Consider the following 16255-nt stretch of genomic DNA (forward strand, 5'->3'; position numbering starts at 1 on the left):
ATGGCTTTGTACCTGTGCGAATAGACTCTTAGAGGTGATACGTTAATCTGCCGGATGCCCGGTGCCGGGTTGTCGAACCGAAGCATTTGGCCTTATTGGTACTCTTACTGGTTAGGTACTTAATATATTAATCCGGTTTGAGGTAATATTTCTTTTTGTATTGAAAAACGCTTGAAATGGAAATCTGCTTTTTGCTTCTCTCCCAGAAGGAAGGCGGAAGTGGCTGTAATCGAGTGTAAAAAGGCCAACCAGGAAGCAATATCTATATTGTATCGTTTGAATGCGGTAATCATGGCTTCCCGCTTCTCTTCATACATAACAGTTAGATCGGCAGTTGCCAGAAGTGCAAGAAAAGCTCTTTTCATTGGTTCATTTTTTTCAATCTCCTGTGTCATTATCCCATCCCAGAACAGGTCTCGCTCGTTATCACTGTTATCATTGAGGGTCTCATAAGCCCATAAATAATAGTGAACCAAGGCTGACTTTGTGCGATGTTTCTTCAAAAGAGCATTGCTTATAGCCTCATAATTTGGGTGAGATTCCAGCTGGGGCAGGTTATAAACGAATTCATCAAAACCGGTTTCAGGATGTGGTGTTTCCTGAAGTGCTTCAAACAATTTTGTATAGTCATAACGGCTTAACTCATAGCTTGCAATATTCTCTGAGAATTGATCACTATCAGAGGCTGTTGCCTCGGATGCTGTATTCAGAACCTCTGGTTTATCCAATACAAAAGCCTTGACAAGACTTAAATACTTTTTAATATTTTCTGGCCTGTTGCTATTTTCGATTTCATTGTCCAGGAAAATACCATAATCTTTCAGTCTTTCATGAATGGTTACCTGCCTTGTTTCCTCCAGTGGTTTCATAAGTATTCCTTCAATACTGTCTGGGTCACTTATCATGGGAAATAACGCTTTTTCAGCTTCAGACTCACCATTGCTGAACAGAAACTGGAGGTGATGATTTACAGGGGTAACCAGAAGATGTCTTATGATCATTGCCGGCCAGCCAGCCTGTGGGATATGCAGAAGATTAAAGCGTTTGTCAGTAAATATTCTGATGGCTGTTTCAGCGGCAAAACGTACACCAAATATAGAGCTTGATAACAAGCCAGGCAAAACTTCCGTAACAATCTTATCCGCTTCAATAAAGATTTTTTCCTCCGGTCTTTTGGTCGATGCATATTCAGTAACAGGCTTGTTGATCGAGTCAGTTTGCCAGGCTTCGGATGTCTCGCCCTGATAATGCTGGTAGTGGTTTATTAGTCGCATAAGTACCAGTGATTCCAGATAACCAGCATATTGAAAGCCAATTTTACGTGACTTGAAGAAATGATCATAAGCAATGCGCAGGACTCTTTTGTGGCCGTTTAGTATTACCCGCTGGTGATCAGAACTTATTTCCGCCTCCAGAAGTGTCAAGCCAGCCAGGCAATGAAGCCAGCTTAAAATATCTACTGATTCAGGGTCATTTTTATCTTTATATTGGTTTATCCGTTGTGACAATTTCTGATAGCCAACTCTGCTGCTTTGCTCAATAGCAAAAATAAAAGCTCTTTCGTCCCCACTTTTGAACTCTTTAATCAAAGTAGTGTCAAAAATAGCATAGTCGACGTTCTTTGGTGTAAAATAAGTATCACCCGTTTGGAATGGCTTATACCATATATGGTTTTCAAGCCATTTACGTGTTTTTTTCCAATCTTCTGAATCATTCTGCAGTTGTTTTACCTGTTCTGCATTGCCACCGAACTGCCTGATCGTGTACTCGTGAATCAGCAAATAAATATTGTACCATTGTAGCTTATTCTCGGCAGCCAGTTCAGGGAATAAGCTAATTAATTTTTTTAGAAGTTGTATGTCATGGCCAAAATGATTAGCGGTTAAGTTGACTTGGGTATCGAGGGGAAGGGCTTCAAGATGAGGAAAAACGGGCTCTACTTCTTCAGGTGAACCGATCAGATGAAAAGCAAGTTTAATGATGTCTGCAATTGCCCGCTTCTCTGGATTAATATCTTCAGCGAGTTGCGCCTTTTTTTTGGTGAGGAATGCGGATCCCAATGAGGTTGCGTAAAGAATGCCTGGCACAGTAAGACGCAAGATAACTGAGGATAAATCCAGGCTATTAAAGTGAAGCAAGTCTATTCGATCAGTGGCAAAGTGCAGCACCAATTTTAATATTGCTTCCTTTTTCGCTTCCTCTTGCATTACTTTTTCTGCTTCCACTGCTTTCTCCGATGCCACTTCCAGTCTCAATATTGCCGCTGTTGACAGTTCCGATTGAGCTGCCACTGATGCTGCCGCTTTAGAACCATCTCCTACCTCTATTTCCATTCGCATTTCCACTTCTGCTATAGCCTCCGATGCCTCTTTTGCTGCTGCTTTCGCTACCACAAATGCCAACGCTGCTTCATTGATTTTGATTGTATCTGCACGCTTCTGTGCTTCCTCATGCGCTTTCATTGCCGCCGATTCCATTTGCGCTGCTTCCGTTGCCGCTAAACATGCCGCTACCGCCAGCATTTGTTCGTGCTGTCCTTTTGGCAGCTGTTGGATATTCAGAAACATCTCGCTTATTCGCTTCAAGGCAAGATCAACTGCGTCATCAGTGCTTTTTAGCGGAAGCTGATCCAAAAACTCTCTGATTATAAGTATGGAAGGTGTTATCCTGCCCGGAATCTTGCTTTGCGGGTTTTTCAGGTTAATATCTGCAGCAAGGGCCAGTCTCAGTTCGAAAGGCTTTGGAATCAGCAGTAGCCACTTGAGTAAGATTCCGGCCAGAGCTGCTGAATCTGATTCCATTTCTAATAAAATCTCAATAGACTGTGACACCCCGGAGAATGCAGAGATACAGGCTTGTAATTTAACGTCAGGCTCTCCTTTAATAGCATAATCGAAAAACAGCATGAGCATCCTTGCATAAGGGAAGTAGAAATGTTGAGAGTGTATAATAGTTTCCTTTATGTTTTTGGCGTTGAGCCTGACTTCCGGGCTAAAGGACAATTCAATGGTTCTGTTATCACCTGACACTTTTGCCCTCATCAGTGCGAGTGCCTTTAGAAAATAGTAATATCCTATTCCCAGCTCGTTTGTTGGATTTTTGTTTTTTAGTAAAGACCTTCTGAATGCAGAGATCTGCTTTTCTACCTGTTGCAAAAAATTTTCCGGGTTTTCCTGAATAAATCTGACTTCCTGAATAATATTGATATCCAGCTGTAATAAATACTGGATGTGAGCGTGTTCATTGAATTGGTCTTTTGATATTCTGATGCCTGGCTTTGGTCCTTTTGACGGTCTGGCTGAGTTTTTTGTTTTTCCAGAATTTGTGCCTGTTCCAGAAGTTACTTGCTTCGAAATGACTGGTGGAGTGGAGGAGATCGAAACCGGAACTTCTCTGGTTTGAACAAAGCTCCTTGAAAGCAGAAAAGATCGGGCAAGAATCCAGTCGTTAATTAAATAGGGCCTGAATTTATCAGTCGCTTTATGGCCTATTTTGTCATGATACTCCTCAAATACTTCCCTTTCATTCTTCCTGTCTTTGCTCAACGAAGCTTTGAGATAGTCCTCCCAAAAACTCATTTTCCAAAAAGCTATGAATTTGGGTTGATTACTTCTGAACGATTGTCCGGTACGCTCAGCGCCCGTGAATACTTTCAGGTCAGTCATCGCCAGCACCTGCGGGAAACTCGTTATATCAATGAACTGAGTTTTTTTCCTGGAGGCTCCCTGGATCTGCAGGGTGTTGAGGGTGCAGGCCCAAAGCTCACTATGTATCTGACCTGCCGCTGGTTCTTTTTTTCTTTCCAGAATCAGTTTCAGTGAAGCGATGGTTTGTTGCAGTTCCCGGGTTCCGGGGCGGACAGCTTTCAGGGCTTTTAATGTAGAGGGGGTATCCGGTTCTCTCAGGGCATTGAGTATGGCCTTCACTTCTCTGCCTCTGCCTGAGAGGTCTGACGCTTTGGCGAAACCCTGCTCAATCTTTAACAGGGCGGTAACATCTGTATCCTGATAGAGCTGTTCCAGAAATCCACCATTCAACAAGCCTTCAATCTTTACCTGGTTCAAGCTTGTCTCTCTGGAAGTCATACTACGTAACAATCGGTTTACAGGTTCTATCTGGGGCCAGCCCGCCGGATGGTGGCTGTGCAATTGCATTGCGATTAATAATTGATAGGCAAGTGGTATACCGGCAATAGCTGCCGGTAACAATAGCTCGAAGGCATGTTCATAGATCTGAAGTGCTTCTGATTTTCCAGAGGGTAATTTTTTGTTCAAAATGAACAACGCCTGAACCAGTTGGGCATAGGGAAAGTGGTCCTCATAAGCTGCCTGTTTTAACTCTATGTGCTGCTCTCTACTCAGGGTATTAGTCAGATTGATGGTGATGAAAGGTTGATATCCGGATGTATCAGCAGAAGCCCCGGTACAGGCCAGTATTTTCAAGATTTTTGCTTTTCCCTCCTGCAGTTGATTTTGCAGTGTATCCAGTTCTGTATTGGTGGCAGGTTTTTCTGCTGTGGCTTTGTTTTCATCAGAGGCTTCCCTTTCTTCAGTGGGACCACAATGTCGTGTCTTTATTGCCTTGTTTAGCTCTCCCGAAAAGTTATATTCCATCTCCTTAAGCCAGTTTGATATTTCTACGGACCAGGACAGTGCCGTTTCTAAGTCGATCAGATTCGAGATTGGCTTTTGGGCGACGGTTTCCTTCTTTCTTTTGTTTGAGCGTTCAGTAGTATCAGGGGCTGTTGTCTTGCTGTTATGAACTACTGTAGCGCTTTGATTATCAGGGCTGGCTTCTACTTTGATATCGCCCTCGTCTGTCGCAGTTGCAATGTTGCCTGCTTTTGGCTGAACCGTTTTTTTCAGCTTTTGTCTCTGTTTCTTTTTCTTCCTACGGGAATTTAAAGTCGGATCATGAGTTATCGATTCTGTACCTTTGACATTAGCAGTACTGGCAATTGCAGCATGTGCGGCAATAGTTGTCTGTCCCGGTACATTGTCTTTCAGAGGCTCATTGACAGCGGGAGTTGTTGTTTTGGTTTTGGCAGCAACTAAAGGATGTTGATTATTCGCATCATTCTCTGCCTTATTCTCTGCCTTATTCTCTAACTCAATAGTGCTTTTCTGTTCATTTTCGGGTTCAGGCTTGATATACGGATGCAGAAATTCCGGTAACCCGGATGACTCTGAAGAGCTGCTGAATACCGACTTTTGAATCATTGTCTGTACCTGTTGCTCAGTGTCACTTGATAGCAATATTTTTAATGCATTTTGAGCATTTTTCATCCGTCGCTTTGAATCAATACCCGGGTAGGTTTGATCGAGTTGGGTATCCTGCAACAGTTTTTCAACCATTGTGGGCAGGTTTGGCATAGCCAGTCTGGAGCCTGTGGCAAAAGGTTCTACATGTATGAAATCGAAATACCCTTCAGGACCGGCAGAAATATCGATTGATAAGATTCGCCATTTTTTCGCCTCGTAACTGGCGAACCCGATGGTGTTTTCTTCGTTCGTATCGGGAAAGCAGTTGATCTTTAAGGTGTGCAGTAGCCCTTGGCGCTGCAAGATCTTTGGGCTGTCTAAAACCGTACCGTAAATGTTGTTGCGTCTAACGGTAGTGCCAGGCAGGACACCTCTTAGCTTTGCCTCCATAGAAGCCGAAATGTTTTCCAGGCTTGTGGTATCTTTGACTGCCAGGTCAATATCATTGGTAACAGGTACCTTGCCCAGTTCAGTGGGTTTAACCGATGACCTGAGGTGTTGCCACCTGGCTAAACCACCGTAAACGAGAGCACCTTCAGTATCGGATATAATTTTTTCGGCTTCTGTATAGGTTTTTCTAAAAACAGGTGCGAGCACTATCAGTGCAGGAATTACATAGCGGATATCCTGTTTTTTTACTAAAAATGCACCCTCGGAATAATCTTTTAAATGAGTATCCAAAGACTGTATTTTGTCGTTTATTGCTGATGTGGAGAGATCCGGCGCTATAAAGGAAATATATTTGCTGGCAGAGTCTTCCCAGAAAAAAATCACTGCTCCAAGCACGTTTTTACTAATGTAAAACATTCCATCGGGGTTCTCTGTATCCTCGAAGGGGTAGCAAACAAGGCCTAATTTATTGTAAAACCTGAACTGGTTATTTTCGTGTCCTCCCCGCATGAATTCAGCAGGTGAAGTAAATGCCCGTTTTAGTGCTTCGCTGGCAAATTTTATGGATGGGTTTTCAAGACTTTCCCGGCATAATAAGACATCTTTCTGCCATTGTGGAAACAGATCCCATAAAGCCTTTTCAACCCAATTGGCTGCCAGCCAGTCACTTTCCTCAGTATTTAAGCGGGAGTTGGTCAGGAAGTGAGTGAACCATAGTTTGTTGTCACTGTGAGAAGACAGTTTTACAGCGTGATTGTTGTGAAACAGGAAGATATGGCGATCTTCAAGCCTTTCCAGAAGCCGACGAGGAGTATGATCGTGGTTTTTATCATGGTCATAGCAGCGATATTCCTGACCATCATGAACGATGACTTGTATCGAATTTTGCAAAGCTTTTGATGCCAGCATCATGTGTTGTTGGTCTTTCGGGTCAAAACCCCGGAGCATCTGGTTATATAATGTTTCACTTCCACAATCGGACGGTTTGCACAGACGGAGCAGGGTTTCAAATTTTTCCCTGGATGTGACACCAAGCTGTTCTGAAAGAAAGTCTGATCTTTGAGTCACTCTTTCAGGCCGAAGACCGGAGCACCTGTACAAATACAATAGACGTTTAAGCAGGGAGGCTGAGTACACTGCGTCTGCTGGTGTGACCGGATGGTTGCCGTCCGGTGGTGGCGGCTCATTATCGTTATTTTTCCTGGCGTCCGATTTAGCACTTCGTTGACTTCTGTTGCCGCCTTGTTGCGCTTTTTGGTCAGAGCAAAAAGCTGGGCAGGCTTGGGCTACAGGCGGCTCACTACTCCCTTGAATACCAGAAACAGTCATTATGCCCGAAGCAAACTCTGTTGAAGGGAGTGATGCATCTGATTGATGAGGGGGGGCAAGGGTAAGAAAACGGTCGAACGCGTTGCTTGTTTCGGGCACCAAAGCCAATGGGTTTCCGTTTGTTTGATGGCTAAAAAAAGGTGATACACGACCGGAAAAGTATGAGTGGACAGGGTGGCCCGGAAACTCACGGTTTAAATAGGTCAACACATTGTTCAGTAACTCAGGCCGCCGTTTAACAAACTGGTAAAGTGAACCAGGGTCGCTCAGAATCTGCTCCCTTACCAGGGCACTGAGGCTTTTCGGGATGGGTGATGTGAACCCTGAGAGAATTCCCCGCCACTGATAGAGATTAAAGGGCGTATTGGTCACCGTGCTCATAAGCAGGGCAGCCAGGTTGAGATGCTCACTTTCTACCAGGGTGCCAACCTCTGGTCCATCCCAACCGGCGTAATGATCCTCGACATTATAAGGGGCATCAGCGAACCGCATCAGCAGCACCGGGTCACCTGCTCCCCAGAAATGGTATTTCCGATGTCTGTCGTTGCGGGCGATGAACAAAGAAGATCTCGACCAGGCCGGGTAGGTATCATTGCCGGGCGATACCTTTTCCAGTGCCCAGAGGTTAAAGTACTTCCCGGTCATGAGTGCCGGGCCGGGGTTTATTGCAGTCTCGGGAATGCCAGGTTGATAAACCCAGTTTTGATCTGACCACTGATAAAGCCAGTGCTTATTTTGGCAAGCGTGTATTTTTTCTTTGTCAGCTGGCTTGCTTTTATTGGATTCTCCAAACAACTTATCGTGGGAAGAGAGGCAATCAATAGCCTGATTGACCCGCTTGATATAACTACTGTCCAGAGCGGTTTGCCCGTCAGCGCTGATACTGTCTTTTCCAGCCAGTTCGGGCAATAGCCAGGGTTTTGCGTGATTCAGCGGGAAATCAATAAGAACGCTCTGACACTTTTTATGCTCTGTAAGCGGATTGGTCTGGCAGATAATAGCCTGCAGGCGATTCTGCTGACTTTCTCGCCAGGGACGCAGGTAAAGGGTACTGGTATGGGTGTCGTTTAGTAGTTTCCAAAGCGACAGCCAGGCAGACAGAGAATCACCCTCGACGGCCTGAGTCTCTGACGATGATGTCGAGGGTGAGGCCGTAATCTGCCAGACAGGATGATTTTCGATACAAGTGGTTTGAATTGACAGTTGGCCTTTCAGCAAAGAGTGATCGATCATCACCGGATGAGGGTTGCAATCGGGGGCATCACCAAAAGCCCGGGACAGTGAGGGAAATCCGCGACTGAAAGAAGGGTAGGGTACGATTGAAGGAGGAAGCAGCTTTGCTAACAGAAAGCCGGGCAGGTGACTCAACCATTGATGCCTGAAAAAAAGGGACAGCTTTTTGGGGGTGCCAACGTCGTGTATTACGTGATAATGATTACTCAGCTTGAGGTGAAAGTTATTGGCTTTAAATCCTGCGTAGAGACCTAAAAAGCGGATTTCTGGCGCCTTGTACCCAGGTTCATTCTGGTAGCTGGAGGCATGACCTGAATGTACGTTCATTTCAATCGCGAATAGCAGCGCAATTAAGTGAAGTTTTAACAGTCTTCTGTGACAAACAAGCATAGAATTGCCGTAGATCCCATTTGATAATTATTAATTTGTCAATCAAAGTTGACCTGTTAAATAACAGTTTTTATTTTTACCGACTGTATTGTTTTGATATCCATGGAGTCTGAGAAAAAATAGCAGTGGGTTCAGGATGTAGCAAGATTGGCTCTGTATGTAGTTTGGGTGTTGGTTTTGAACCGGTGATATTCACCATCCCGATCAGGAATAAATCGATTGATGTCAGAACGGCTAGTGAATGCCGGTAGTCATAGAAAAGCCGGAGGAGGATATTTTTTCTTTAACAGTTTGTAATCTATTAACCTGATGGCTTGATAAAATTATTTTTTTCAGGGCTGCGTGTTTTTCTAATGTTTACAAGTTTTGGAGATACATGGATTACCTTCTCAATATTCAAGTTCGTAAGGTCAAGGAAGTCATTATGATGGGTATCCTGAATAATGAGTCCCTGCGGAACGTTAAAACCAAGTTAATGACGGCATCAACGACATCAAAACCAGCTAACTTGATTTTTCCAGCCAGTCATCGGCTTTGATTGGCACTGGCTACATCTGAATAAGTACCACTTATTACTGGCATAAATTGGTTTCAGGTCAGGACTGATAAGAACAGTTTTCATTGTCTGGTTCATTACTTTTTGTGGTTCTCTATTTGAATAAAGAAAACTAATCAGCTCGATAGATGGGAAGTTCTTTTTGATCTGCTTAACAAAATTTTCAATGCAATTAGTAGCAGACGAAATGCAGGCATTGCGAAAAATAATGGCTAACTTGTCTGATCTCTAATGATCTCAGCTAAGGTTTCAAGGGCCATTGGTCCTGTCTTTTTATTGTGAGCTGCGATACATGTTTTTGGAATATCAGAATTAACATCAGAGTCAAAAGTAACCAAAGGGATGTCCACTGAGTCTGCTTTTTCCAGAATGGGGTTAACGCATTGATGACACTTTTCAATTTAGGCAACAGTCAGTCGTTTAGCTTTGCAAAAATCCTGATGAAAATACCAAACGTTTCTTGAAACAACACCTTCGGGTGATGATCAATAATCGTAAACTCATGTACTGTGTCGGTTATCTTGTTTAGCAGACCAGCCGATAGTCCGGATTCTCAAAATCTGAGTCGGTGTCCGTTTGTGTACTGTTCGCGGCTGATATTGCCGGGGTGCTACCCTCTTATACCCTGATTTCTCAAGGGAAAAAGATCTTGAGCCGCCTCTTGGTATTTTTGTATGCGCATTCAAACTATTTGAATGGATTTTCTGTTTTATTGATAATGATCTTGATGTATAATCCACGAGATTCTTTCCATCCACTCAATACACTCGGATCGGTAACAGGTAATGCTGAGAATCGCCCAAGAAGCCCTCACTTTCGATGACGTCCTGCTTCTGCCCGGATATTCAGAAGTTCTCCCCAAAGATGTTTCTCTGACCACAAAACTGACTCGCGAAATCGAGCTGAAAATCCCCCTGATCTCGGCAGCCATGGATACCGTGACCGAGGCTCGTCTGGCCATTGCCATGGCTCAGGAGGGTGGGATTGGCATCATTCACAAGAATATGACTGTTGCTCAACAGGCTAATGAAGTTCGCAAGGTTAAAAAGCATGAAAGTGGTGTGGTCAAGGACCCTATTACGATTGACTCGGCAGCGTCGGTCAGAGATCTTCTTGAACTGACCGGTCGTCATAAGATATCCGGAGTTCCTGTCCTGGATGGCAGTGATCTGGTCGGTATTGTCACCAGCCGTGACGTTCGTTTTGTCTCCAATCTGGACAAGATTGTGGCTGATATCATGACCCCTAAAGAGAGACTGGTCACTGTGAAGGAAGGAACTGACCAGGAGGCCGTTCGCAAGCTGCTTCATAAACATCGTATCGAGAAAGTGCTGGTGGTTAATGAGGCGTTTAATCTGGTCGGTATGATGACCGTAAAAGATATCAAGAAAGCCCAGGACTACCCTAACGCCAGTAAAGATTCCCATGGTCAGCTGAGAGTGGGTGCGGCAGTTGGTACCGGACCTGAAACCCCGGAGCGAGTCGCTGCTCTGGTCGATGCTGGTGTTGACGTTGTGATCGTTGATACCGCTCACGGTCACTCCAAAGGGGTTATCGAGAGGGTTCGCTGGGTTAAGGAAACCTATCCACAGGTTCAGGTTGTTGGCGGTAATATTGCTACCGGTGCAGCAGCCAGGGCCCTGGCTGATGCAGGTGCCGATGGTGTGAAAGTGGGTATCGGTCCCGGCTCAATCTGTACTACTCGCATCGTGACCGGTATCGGTGTACCGCAGATTTCTGCGGTAGCCAACGTTGTGGCAGCCTTGGAAGGAACGGGTATTCCGGTGATTGCCGACGGCGGGATTCGCTTCTCCGGTGATCTGGCTAAAGCCATCGTAGCGGGTGCCAGTGCGGTCATGCTGGGAAGTATGCTGGCAGGTACCGAGGAAGCTCCCGGCGAAGTTGAACTGTATCAGGGCAGAAGTTACAAAGCCTATCGTGGCATGGGTTCCCTGGGTGCCATGGCTCAGGCTTCCGGCTCCAGTGATCGTTACTTCCAGAGTGCGGAAGCCGGTGCCGAGAAGCTGGTCCCGGAAGGTATTGAAGGTCGTGTACCCTACAAAGGGCCGCTGAATGCCATTGTCCATCAGATGGTAGGCGGTCTGCGTGCTGCAATGGGATACACCGGCTCGGCAGATATGAAGACCATGCGCACGGTGCCTGAGTTCGTTCGGGTGACCAATGCGGGTATGAAAGAGTCTCATGTCCATGATGTAACCATTACCAAAGAAGCACCCAATTACCGGGTGGGTTAATTTGATTATCCCTTGAACTGTTGGCTCTATCATCCGCAGTTTAACGAATGTCGTATCAGTAACAGGCCTTCATCCACCTCGAAGACCGCTTGTTGCTTGTCGTAGCAGTTATCTAATTTTGAGAAGACACATGTTAGAGGATATCCACGCCGAACGAATTCTGATTCTGGATTTTGGTTCCCAGTACACACAGCTGATCGCCCGTCGTGTACGTGAGATAGGCGTTTATTGTGAGCTGCATCCCTATGATATGGATGAGCAGGCTATTGTCGAGTTTGCCCCGAGGGCGGTGATTCTTTCCGGTGGGCCTGAATCCGTGACCGGTGATGCTTCGCCTCGCGCGCCGGAGGCTGTTTTTGATCTGGGGGTTCCTGTGTTGGGTATCTGCTATGGCATGCAGACTATGGCAGGGCAGATGGGTGGCAAGGTATCGACCTCAAATCTGCGTGAGTTCGGTTATGCCAAAGTGAATCTGGAAAACAAGGTCAGACTGTTCGATGGCATTGAAGACCATGTGAATGAGCAGGGTCGTCTGAGTCTGGATGTCTGGATGAGCCACGGCGACAAGGTTTCCCAGCTGCCTGAAGGCTTTGTGGTAGCGGCTTCTACCGATTCCTGTCCTTTTGCAGCCATAGCTTGTGAAGAGAAGCAATACTATGGTGTCCAGTTTCACCCCGAAGTGACTCACACCAAACAGGGCGGTCGCATCCTGGAACGTTTTGTCATTGATATTGCCGGCTGCCAAAAGCTTTGGACTCCGGGACAAATTATTGAGGATGCCATTGCCCGCGTTCGGGAACAGGTGGGTGATAAAACCGTACTGCTGGGTCTTTCTGGCGGTGTGGATTCCAGTGTTGTGGCAGCGCTGTTGCACAAGGCTATCGGTGATCAGCTGGTTTGTGTCTTTGTCGATAATGGTCTGCTGCGTCTGAATGAAGGTGATCAGGTGATGGCCATGTTCGCTGAGAACATGGGGGTACGTGTTATTCGCGCTGATGCTGAAGAGCTTTTTCTGGACAAGCTAAGAGGTGTTCAGGACCCTGAGGCCAAGCGAAAAATTATCGGTAACACCTTTATTGAAGTCTTTGATCAGCAGGCTGCTGCCCTGGATAATGTCCAGTTCCTGGCTCAGGGCACTATCTATCCTGATGTAATCGAATCAGCAGGCGCCAAGTCTGGCAAGGCCCATGTTATCAAGTCACACCACAATGTGGGTGGTTTACCTGAAGATATGGCGATGGAGCTGGTTGAGCCTCTGCGTGAACTGTTCAAGGATGAGGTGCGCAAGATTGGTCTTGAGCTTGGACTGCCCTATGACATGGTTTATCGCCACCCATTCCCCGGCCCGGGTCTGGGCGTAAGGGTACTGGCAGAGGTCAGGAAAGAGTACTGCGATATTCTCCGTGAGGCAGATGCCATTTTTATTGAAGAACTGCATAAAGCCGACTGGTATCACAAGACCAGTCAGGCCTTTGCTGTCTTCCTGCCGGTTAAATCCGTAGGTGTGGTTGGTGACGGTCGTCGTTACGAGTATGTGGTGGCTTTACGCGCGGTAGAAACCATCGACTTTATGACGGCTCGTTGGGCCCACCTGCCTTATGAACTGTTGGAGAAGGTTTCCAGCCGGATCATCAACGAGATAGAGCATGTTTCCCGGGTGACTTACGACGTATCCAGCAAGCCACCTGCGACGATTGAGTGGGAATAGCATCGGATTGACCGGTTAAGTGAAATGGAGTGGCTTGTCGAAGGATGAGCCGTTTTTTTTGAGTTGTTCTCACGCTCCACAGGGGGCCGAATAACTCTGGTTTTCACACTAAGTGTGTTATGCGAAACTGAGTCGGCAAGTAAGCTGTTACATGGCCAAATCAAACATTTGAGTAAATTGCAGAACCAAGAATATGAAAAAAATTGCAGTACTTTCTGATATTCATAGCAATGTATGGGCTCTGGAAGCCATTCTCTTGGATGCAAAACGCAAAGGCGTTGATGGCCTTATAAATCTTGGAGATATTTTATATGGCCCATTGGCTCCAAGAGAAACTTATGATCTTCTCCAAACAGAAGAAGTAATAACGATTCGAGGGAATCAGGACCGTCAAATTTATCAGGCTACAGAATCAGAGATCTCTTCAAATCCAACAATGCAGTTTATCTTATCCGAATTGGGTAAAGAGCCACTCCAATGGATGAGGGGATTACCAGAAGCAAAATCTCTGGATAATGATGTTTTCATCTGTCACGGCACTCCAGACAATGACCTGGTCTACATGCTTGAGGATGTTGCTCAAGGTTATGCCAGAGTGAGATCAGATACAGAAATCCTGGGATTACTGGCAGGGGTCAAAGAATCATTGATTTTATGTGGTCATACCCACATTCCACGCTCTGTGCAGCTCAGTAACGGCCAGCTTGTTGTAAACCCCGGAAGCGTCGGATTACCCGCCTATTTTGATGATGAGCCAATTCCCCACAAAATGGAAAACTATTCCAATTTGGCTTCGTACTGCATTGTTGAAAGTACTTCATCTGGTTGGCAAGTTGAACATATGAGAATTCCATATAAATATGAGAATGCTGTTCAGGCAGCAAAGCAGAGAAATCGCTTGGACTGGGCGATAGCCCTGGAGAGTGGAAGGGCTGTCATATAGATATTATGAATCCCGGTGAATTGTGTCTGGTCCCCAGGCTGGAGCCTGGGAACCGAAGAAATCATAGGGTAGGGCATTCTCATAAGCAGCATCGGAAGTAGCTAAACAGAGCTTTCAAAAGATTCCTTACTATGGCTCGTTCCCACGCTCCAGCGTGGGAATGCATATCAGACTGACAGTTCACTCGGAATTAAATATGGGTAGAAGTCGATACAAATTTACGGAGCCAGACCAACCTCATTTTGGCTCGTTCCCACGCTCCAGCGTGGGAATGCATATCAGACTGACAGTTCACTCGGAATTAAATATGGGTAGAAGTCGATACAAATTTACGGAGCCAGACCAACCTCATTTTATGACAATAACCGTTTTGCACTGGATCTCAGTTTTTACCAGACCTGAGACTGTCGCCATACTTCTCGACTCAATGAGGTACATGATGAGTCAGGGGATGAAAATACACGCTTATGTGATTCTTGAAAACCATCTTCACCTTCTAGCTCAAAGTCAAGAGCTGGATAGAGACATAGCAAAATTCAAAGCATATACAGCCAGACAACTGCTCAAATGGTTGACAGAGCGGAATGTAACAACATTACTGGATCAGCTGGCTTTCTACAAAAAAGCACACAAGGGCGACAGGGCCTATCAATTCTGGCAGGAAGGTGTACATCCTGAGTTAATCCAGAGTGAAAGCATGATGAAACAGAAAGTTGAATATATTCATCAAAACCCGGTGAAAAGAGGTTATGTCGATAGGGCGGAGTACTGGCGTTATTCCAGCGCAAGTAATTACGTCGGCGTTGAAGGTTTGTTGGAGGTGGATCGGTTATGGTGAGTCAGGTATGCATTCCCACGCTGGAGCGTGGGAACGAGTCATACCTCCCTTGAAAAAAGGCTCTAGAACTTGATATAACGTATGGGTTTCTGACACAGGGGCATGGGAACCAGAGATTTGTGACACCCACTCCAGAGAGGGAGCGAGTTGTACTAGCCAACCACAATCAACATCACAGTGAACATCAAGAAAAATGATAAGAATTGCAGAAACTAAAGACAGTTCTGATATCGCAGCACTTTCAATACAGATTTGGCTCGATACCTACGCAAAACGAGGGGTTAGAAAATCCATTTCTCAGTACGTATTGAGTGAGTTCACAGAGCAAAATATTGAGATCAAGCTCAGCTCTGAAAATGAAGTCTACTTTATAGCCATCGAAGATGATCATTTGGTAGGATATCTCTCTTTGAACGTTTCTGCTAGATGCCCTGTTACAGGTAGCAAAAAACCTGAACTTGACAGGTTGTATATTCAGGAGAGCTTCACTGGAAAGGGTTTGGGCTCCAAGCTTCTGCAAGAAGCCTTAACATTTTGCAGCTCGGCTGGGCTCGAACAATTGTGGCTGACTGTATTTCATGAAAATACACGAGCACTGAAGTTTTATGAGAAACACGGGTTCAAAGAAATTGGCTTGACCTATTTTGAGCTTGAGAACGAAAAACATAAAAATTATGTTCTAAGCACATCAATTGCTGTATAGGTGGAATGCCTGACAGGCTAAATAACCGGAAAATATTTTTTGTAGAGAGCAAAAACTTCATTAGCTAAATCTCACAATTGTCAATCATCCAGCGATGTGCATAATTACCGCCCATCAGCAGGAGTGACGTGACAGGATGCTGTCGCTACACTTCTGCCTGTGATCCTCTTAATAAACACCATAAGCCGGGTTCGTTTCAGGTTACAGAGCCTGTAAGAGAGCGGTTATGAGTGAAAGGGTGTTTCTCTGCAAATGGCAGAGGAATTTCCCACAATAATCAGCCTTGATCTCTGGAATCCATGGATCAAGACTAAAAGTAGAGGCGCACCGTTTATCAGTAATCCGTAGCAGGGTGACTCCGTATGTCCTGGATTGACCAGGACAGAGAGCCGGATGAAAGGAAAAGGTGCCGAAGCAGAGTCGTCGTCAAACTCATCTGCTGGTGGTACATCGAAGAGGTGTATCACTGTCACAGTTTTTACTGTGGAGCGCTACTGGACAATCGTTTCTGAAGGACTTTGCCCTAAAGGCAGGTTGCTCAGCAACAGGCAGATACGGGATCTATCCGGTCGTATTCTGCTTCAATCCATTGCCCTCCTGATCCTGTCTCGTGAATTAAGCTTAAAGTCGGCAGTCATGAATATTCTGC

7 protein-coding genes and 1 riboswitch are annotated in these 16255 nt (G+C 45.5%); of the genes, 6 read left to right on the forward strand and 1 reads right to left on the reverse strand.

Annotated elements, in window-relative coordinates:
• Positions 1–119 precede the first annotated feature (119 nt).
• The gene (locus ACO6VG_RS17070; RefSeq protein WP_422474836.1) at positions 120–8540 is read right to left on the reverse strand and encodes a hypothetical protein; all 8421 of its coding nucleotides are present in this window, start codon (positions 8538–8540) and stop codon (positions 120–122) included.
• Between the two features lie 439 nt (positions 8541–8979).
• Here ACO6VG_RS17070 and ACO6VG_RS17075 point away from each other — a divergent pair, with 439 nt between their 5' ends.
• The 6 genes from ACO6VG_RS17075 to ACO6VG_RS17100 all read left to right on the forward strand — a co-directional run bounded on the left by ACO6VG_RS17075 (position 8980) and on the right by ACO6VG_RS17100 (position 15606).
• On the forward strand, positions 8980–9141 hold the full coding sequence (locus ACO6VG_RS17075; RefSeq protein ID WP_422137765.1) for a hypothetical protein: 162 nt from the start codon (positions 8980–8982) through the stop codon (positions 9139–9141).
• A gap of 803 nt (positions 9142–9944) precedes the next feature.
• A complete protein-coding gene (guaB, locus tag ACO6VG_RS17080) occupies positions 9945–11414 on the forward strand; it encodes an IMP dehydrogenase (protein ID WP_422133414.1) in 1470 nt (489 codons plus the stop codon).
• 130 nt (positions 11415–11544) lie between these two features.
• Entirely contained in the window at positions 11545–13122 is a 1578-nt protein-coding gene (gene guaA, locus ACO6VG_RS17085) for a glutamine-hydrolyzing GMP synthase (RefSeq protein ID WP_422137766.1), read from the forward strand.
• Positions 13123–13315: 193 nt separating this feature from the next.
• Positions 13316–14065: a metallophosphoesterase family protein gene (locus ACO6VG_RS17090; protein ID WP_422413702.1), complete on the forward strand. Its 750-nt coding sequence runs from the start codon at positions 13316–13318 to the stop codon at positions 14063–14065.
• Positions 14066–14372: 307 nt separating this feature from the next.
• Positions 14373–14903, forward strand: a complete 531-nt coding sequence (locus ACO6VG_RS17095) for an REP-associated tyrosine transposase (RefSeq protein WP_422413704.1) — start codon at positions 14373–14375, stop codon at positions 14901–14903.
• 193 nt (positions 14904–15096) lie between these two features.
• Complete coding sequence (locus ACO6VG_RS17100) at positions 15097–15606, forward strand: GNAT family N-acetyltransferase (protein ID WP_422133418.1); 510 nt, start codon at positions 15097–15099, stop codon at positions 15604–15606.
• Positions 15607–15915: 309 nt separating this feature from the next.
• Positions 15916–16108, forward strand: a riboswitch (Lysine riboswitch).
• The last annotated feature ends 147 nt before the right edge of the window (positions 16109–16255 follow it).

Origin of the sequence: Endozoicomonas sp. ALB032 (genome assembly GCF_049310125.1) — a bacterium.
In the GTDB taxonomy this organism is placed as follows: Bacteria; Pseudomonadota; Gammaproteobacteria; order Pseudomonadales; family Endozoicomonadaceae; genus Endozoicomonas_A.

Bases quoted from the DNA above. Each gene is read 5' to 3' on its own strand.
- guaA (WP_422137766.1), top strand. From the start codon at position 11,545: ATGTTAGAGGATATCCACGCCGAACGAATTCTGATTCTGGATTTTGGT.
- guaB (WP_422133414.1), top strand. From the start codon at position 9,945: ATGCTGAGAATCGCCCAAGAAGCCCTCACTTTCGATGACGTCCTGCTT.
- ACO6VG_RS17090 (WP_422413702.1), top strand. From the start codon at position 13,316: ATGAAAAAAATTGCAGTACTTTCTGATATTCATAGCAATGTATGGGCT.
- ACO6VG_RS17075 (WP_422137765.1), top strand. From the start codon at position 8,980: ATGGATTACCTTCTCAATATTCAAGTTCGTAAGGTCAAGGAAGTCATT.
- ACO6VG_RS17095 (WP_422413704.1), top strand. From the start codon at position 14,373: ATGGGTAGAAGTCGATACAAATTTACGGAGCCAGACCAACCTCATTTT.
- ACO6VG_RS17070 (WP_422474836.1), bottom strand. From the start codon at position 8,540: ATGAACGTACATTCAGGTCATGCCTCCAGCTACCAGAATGAACCTGGG.
- ACO6VG_RS17100 (WP_422133418.1), top strand. From the start codon at position 15,097: ATGATAAGAATTGCAGAAACTAAAGACAGTTCTGATATCGCAGCACTT.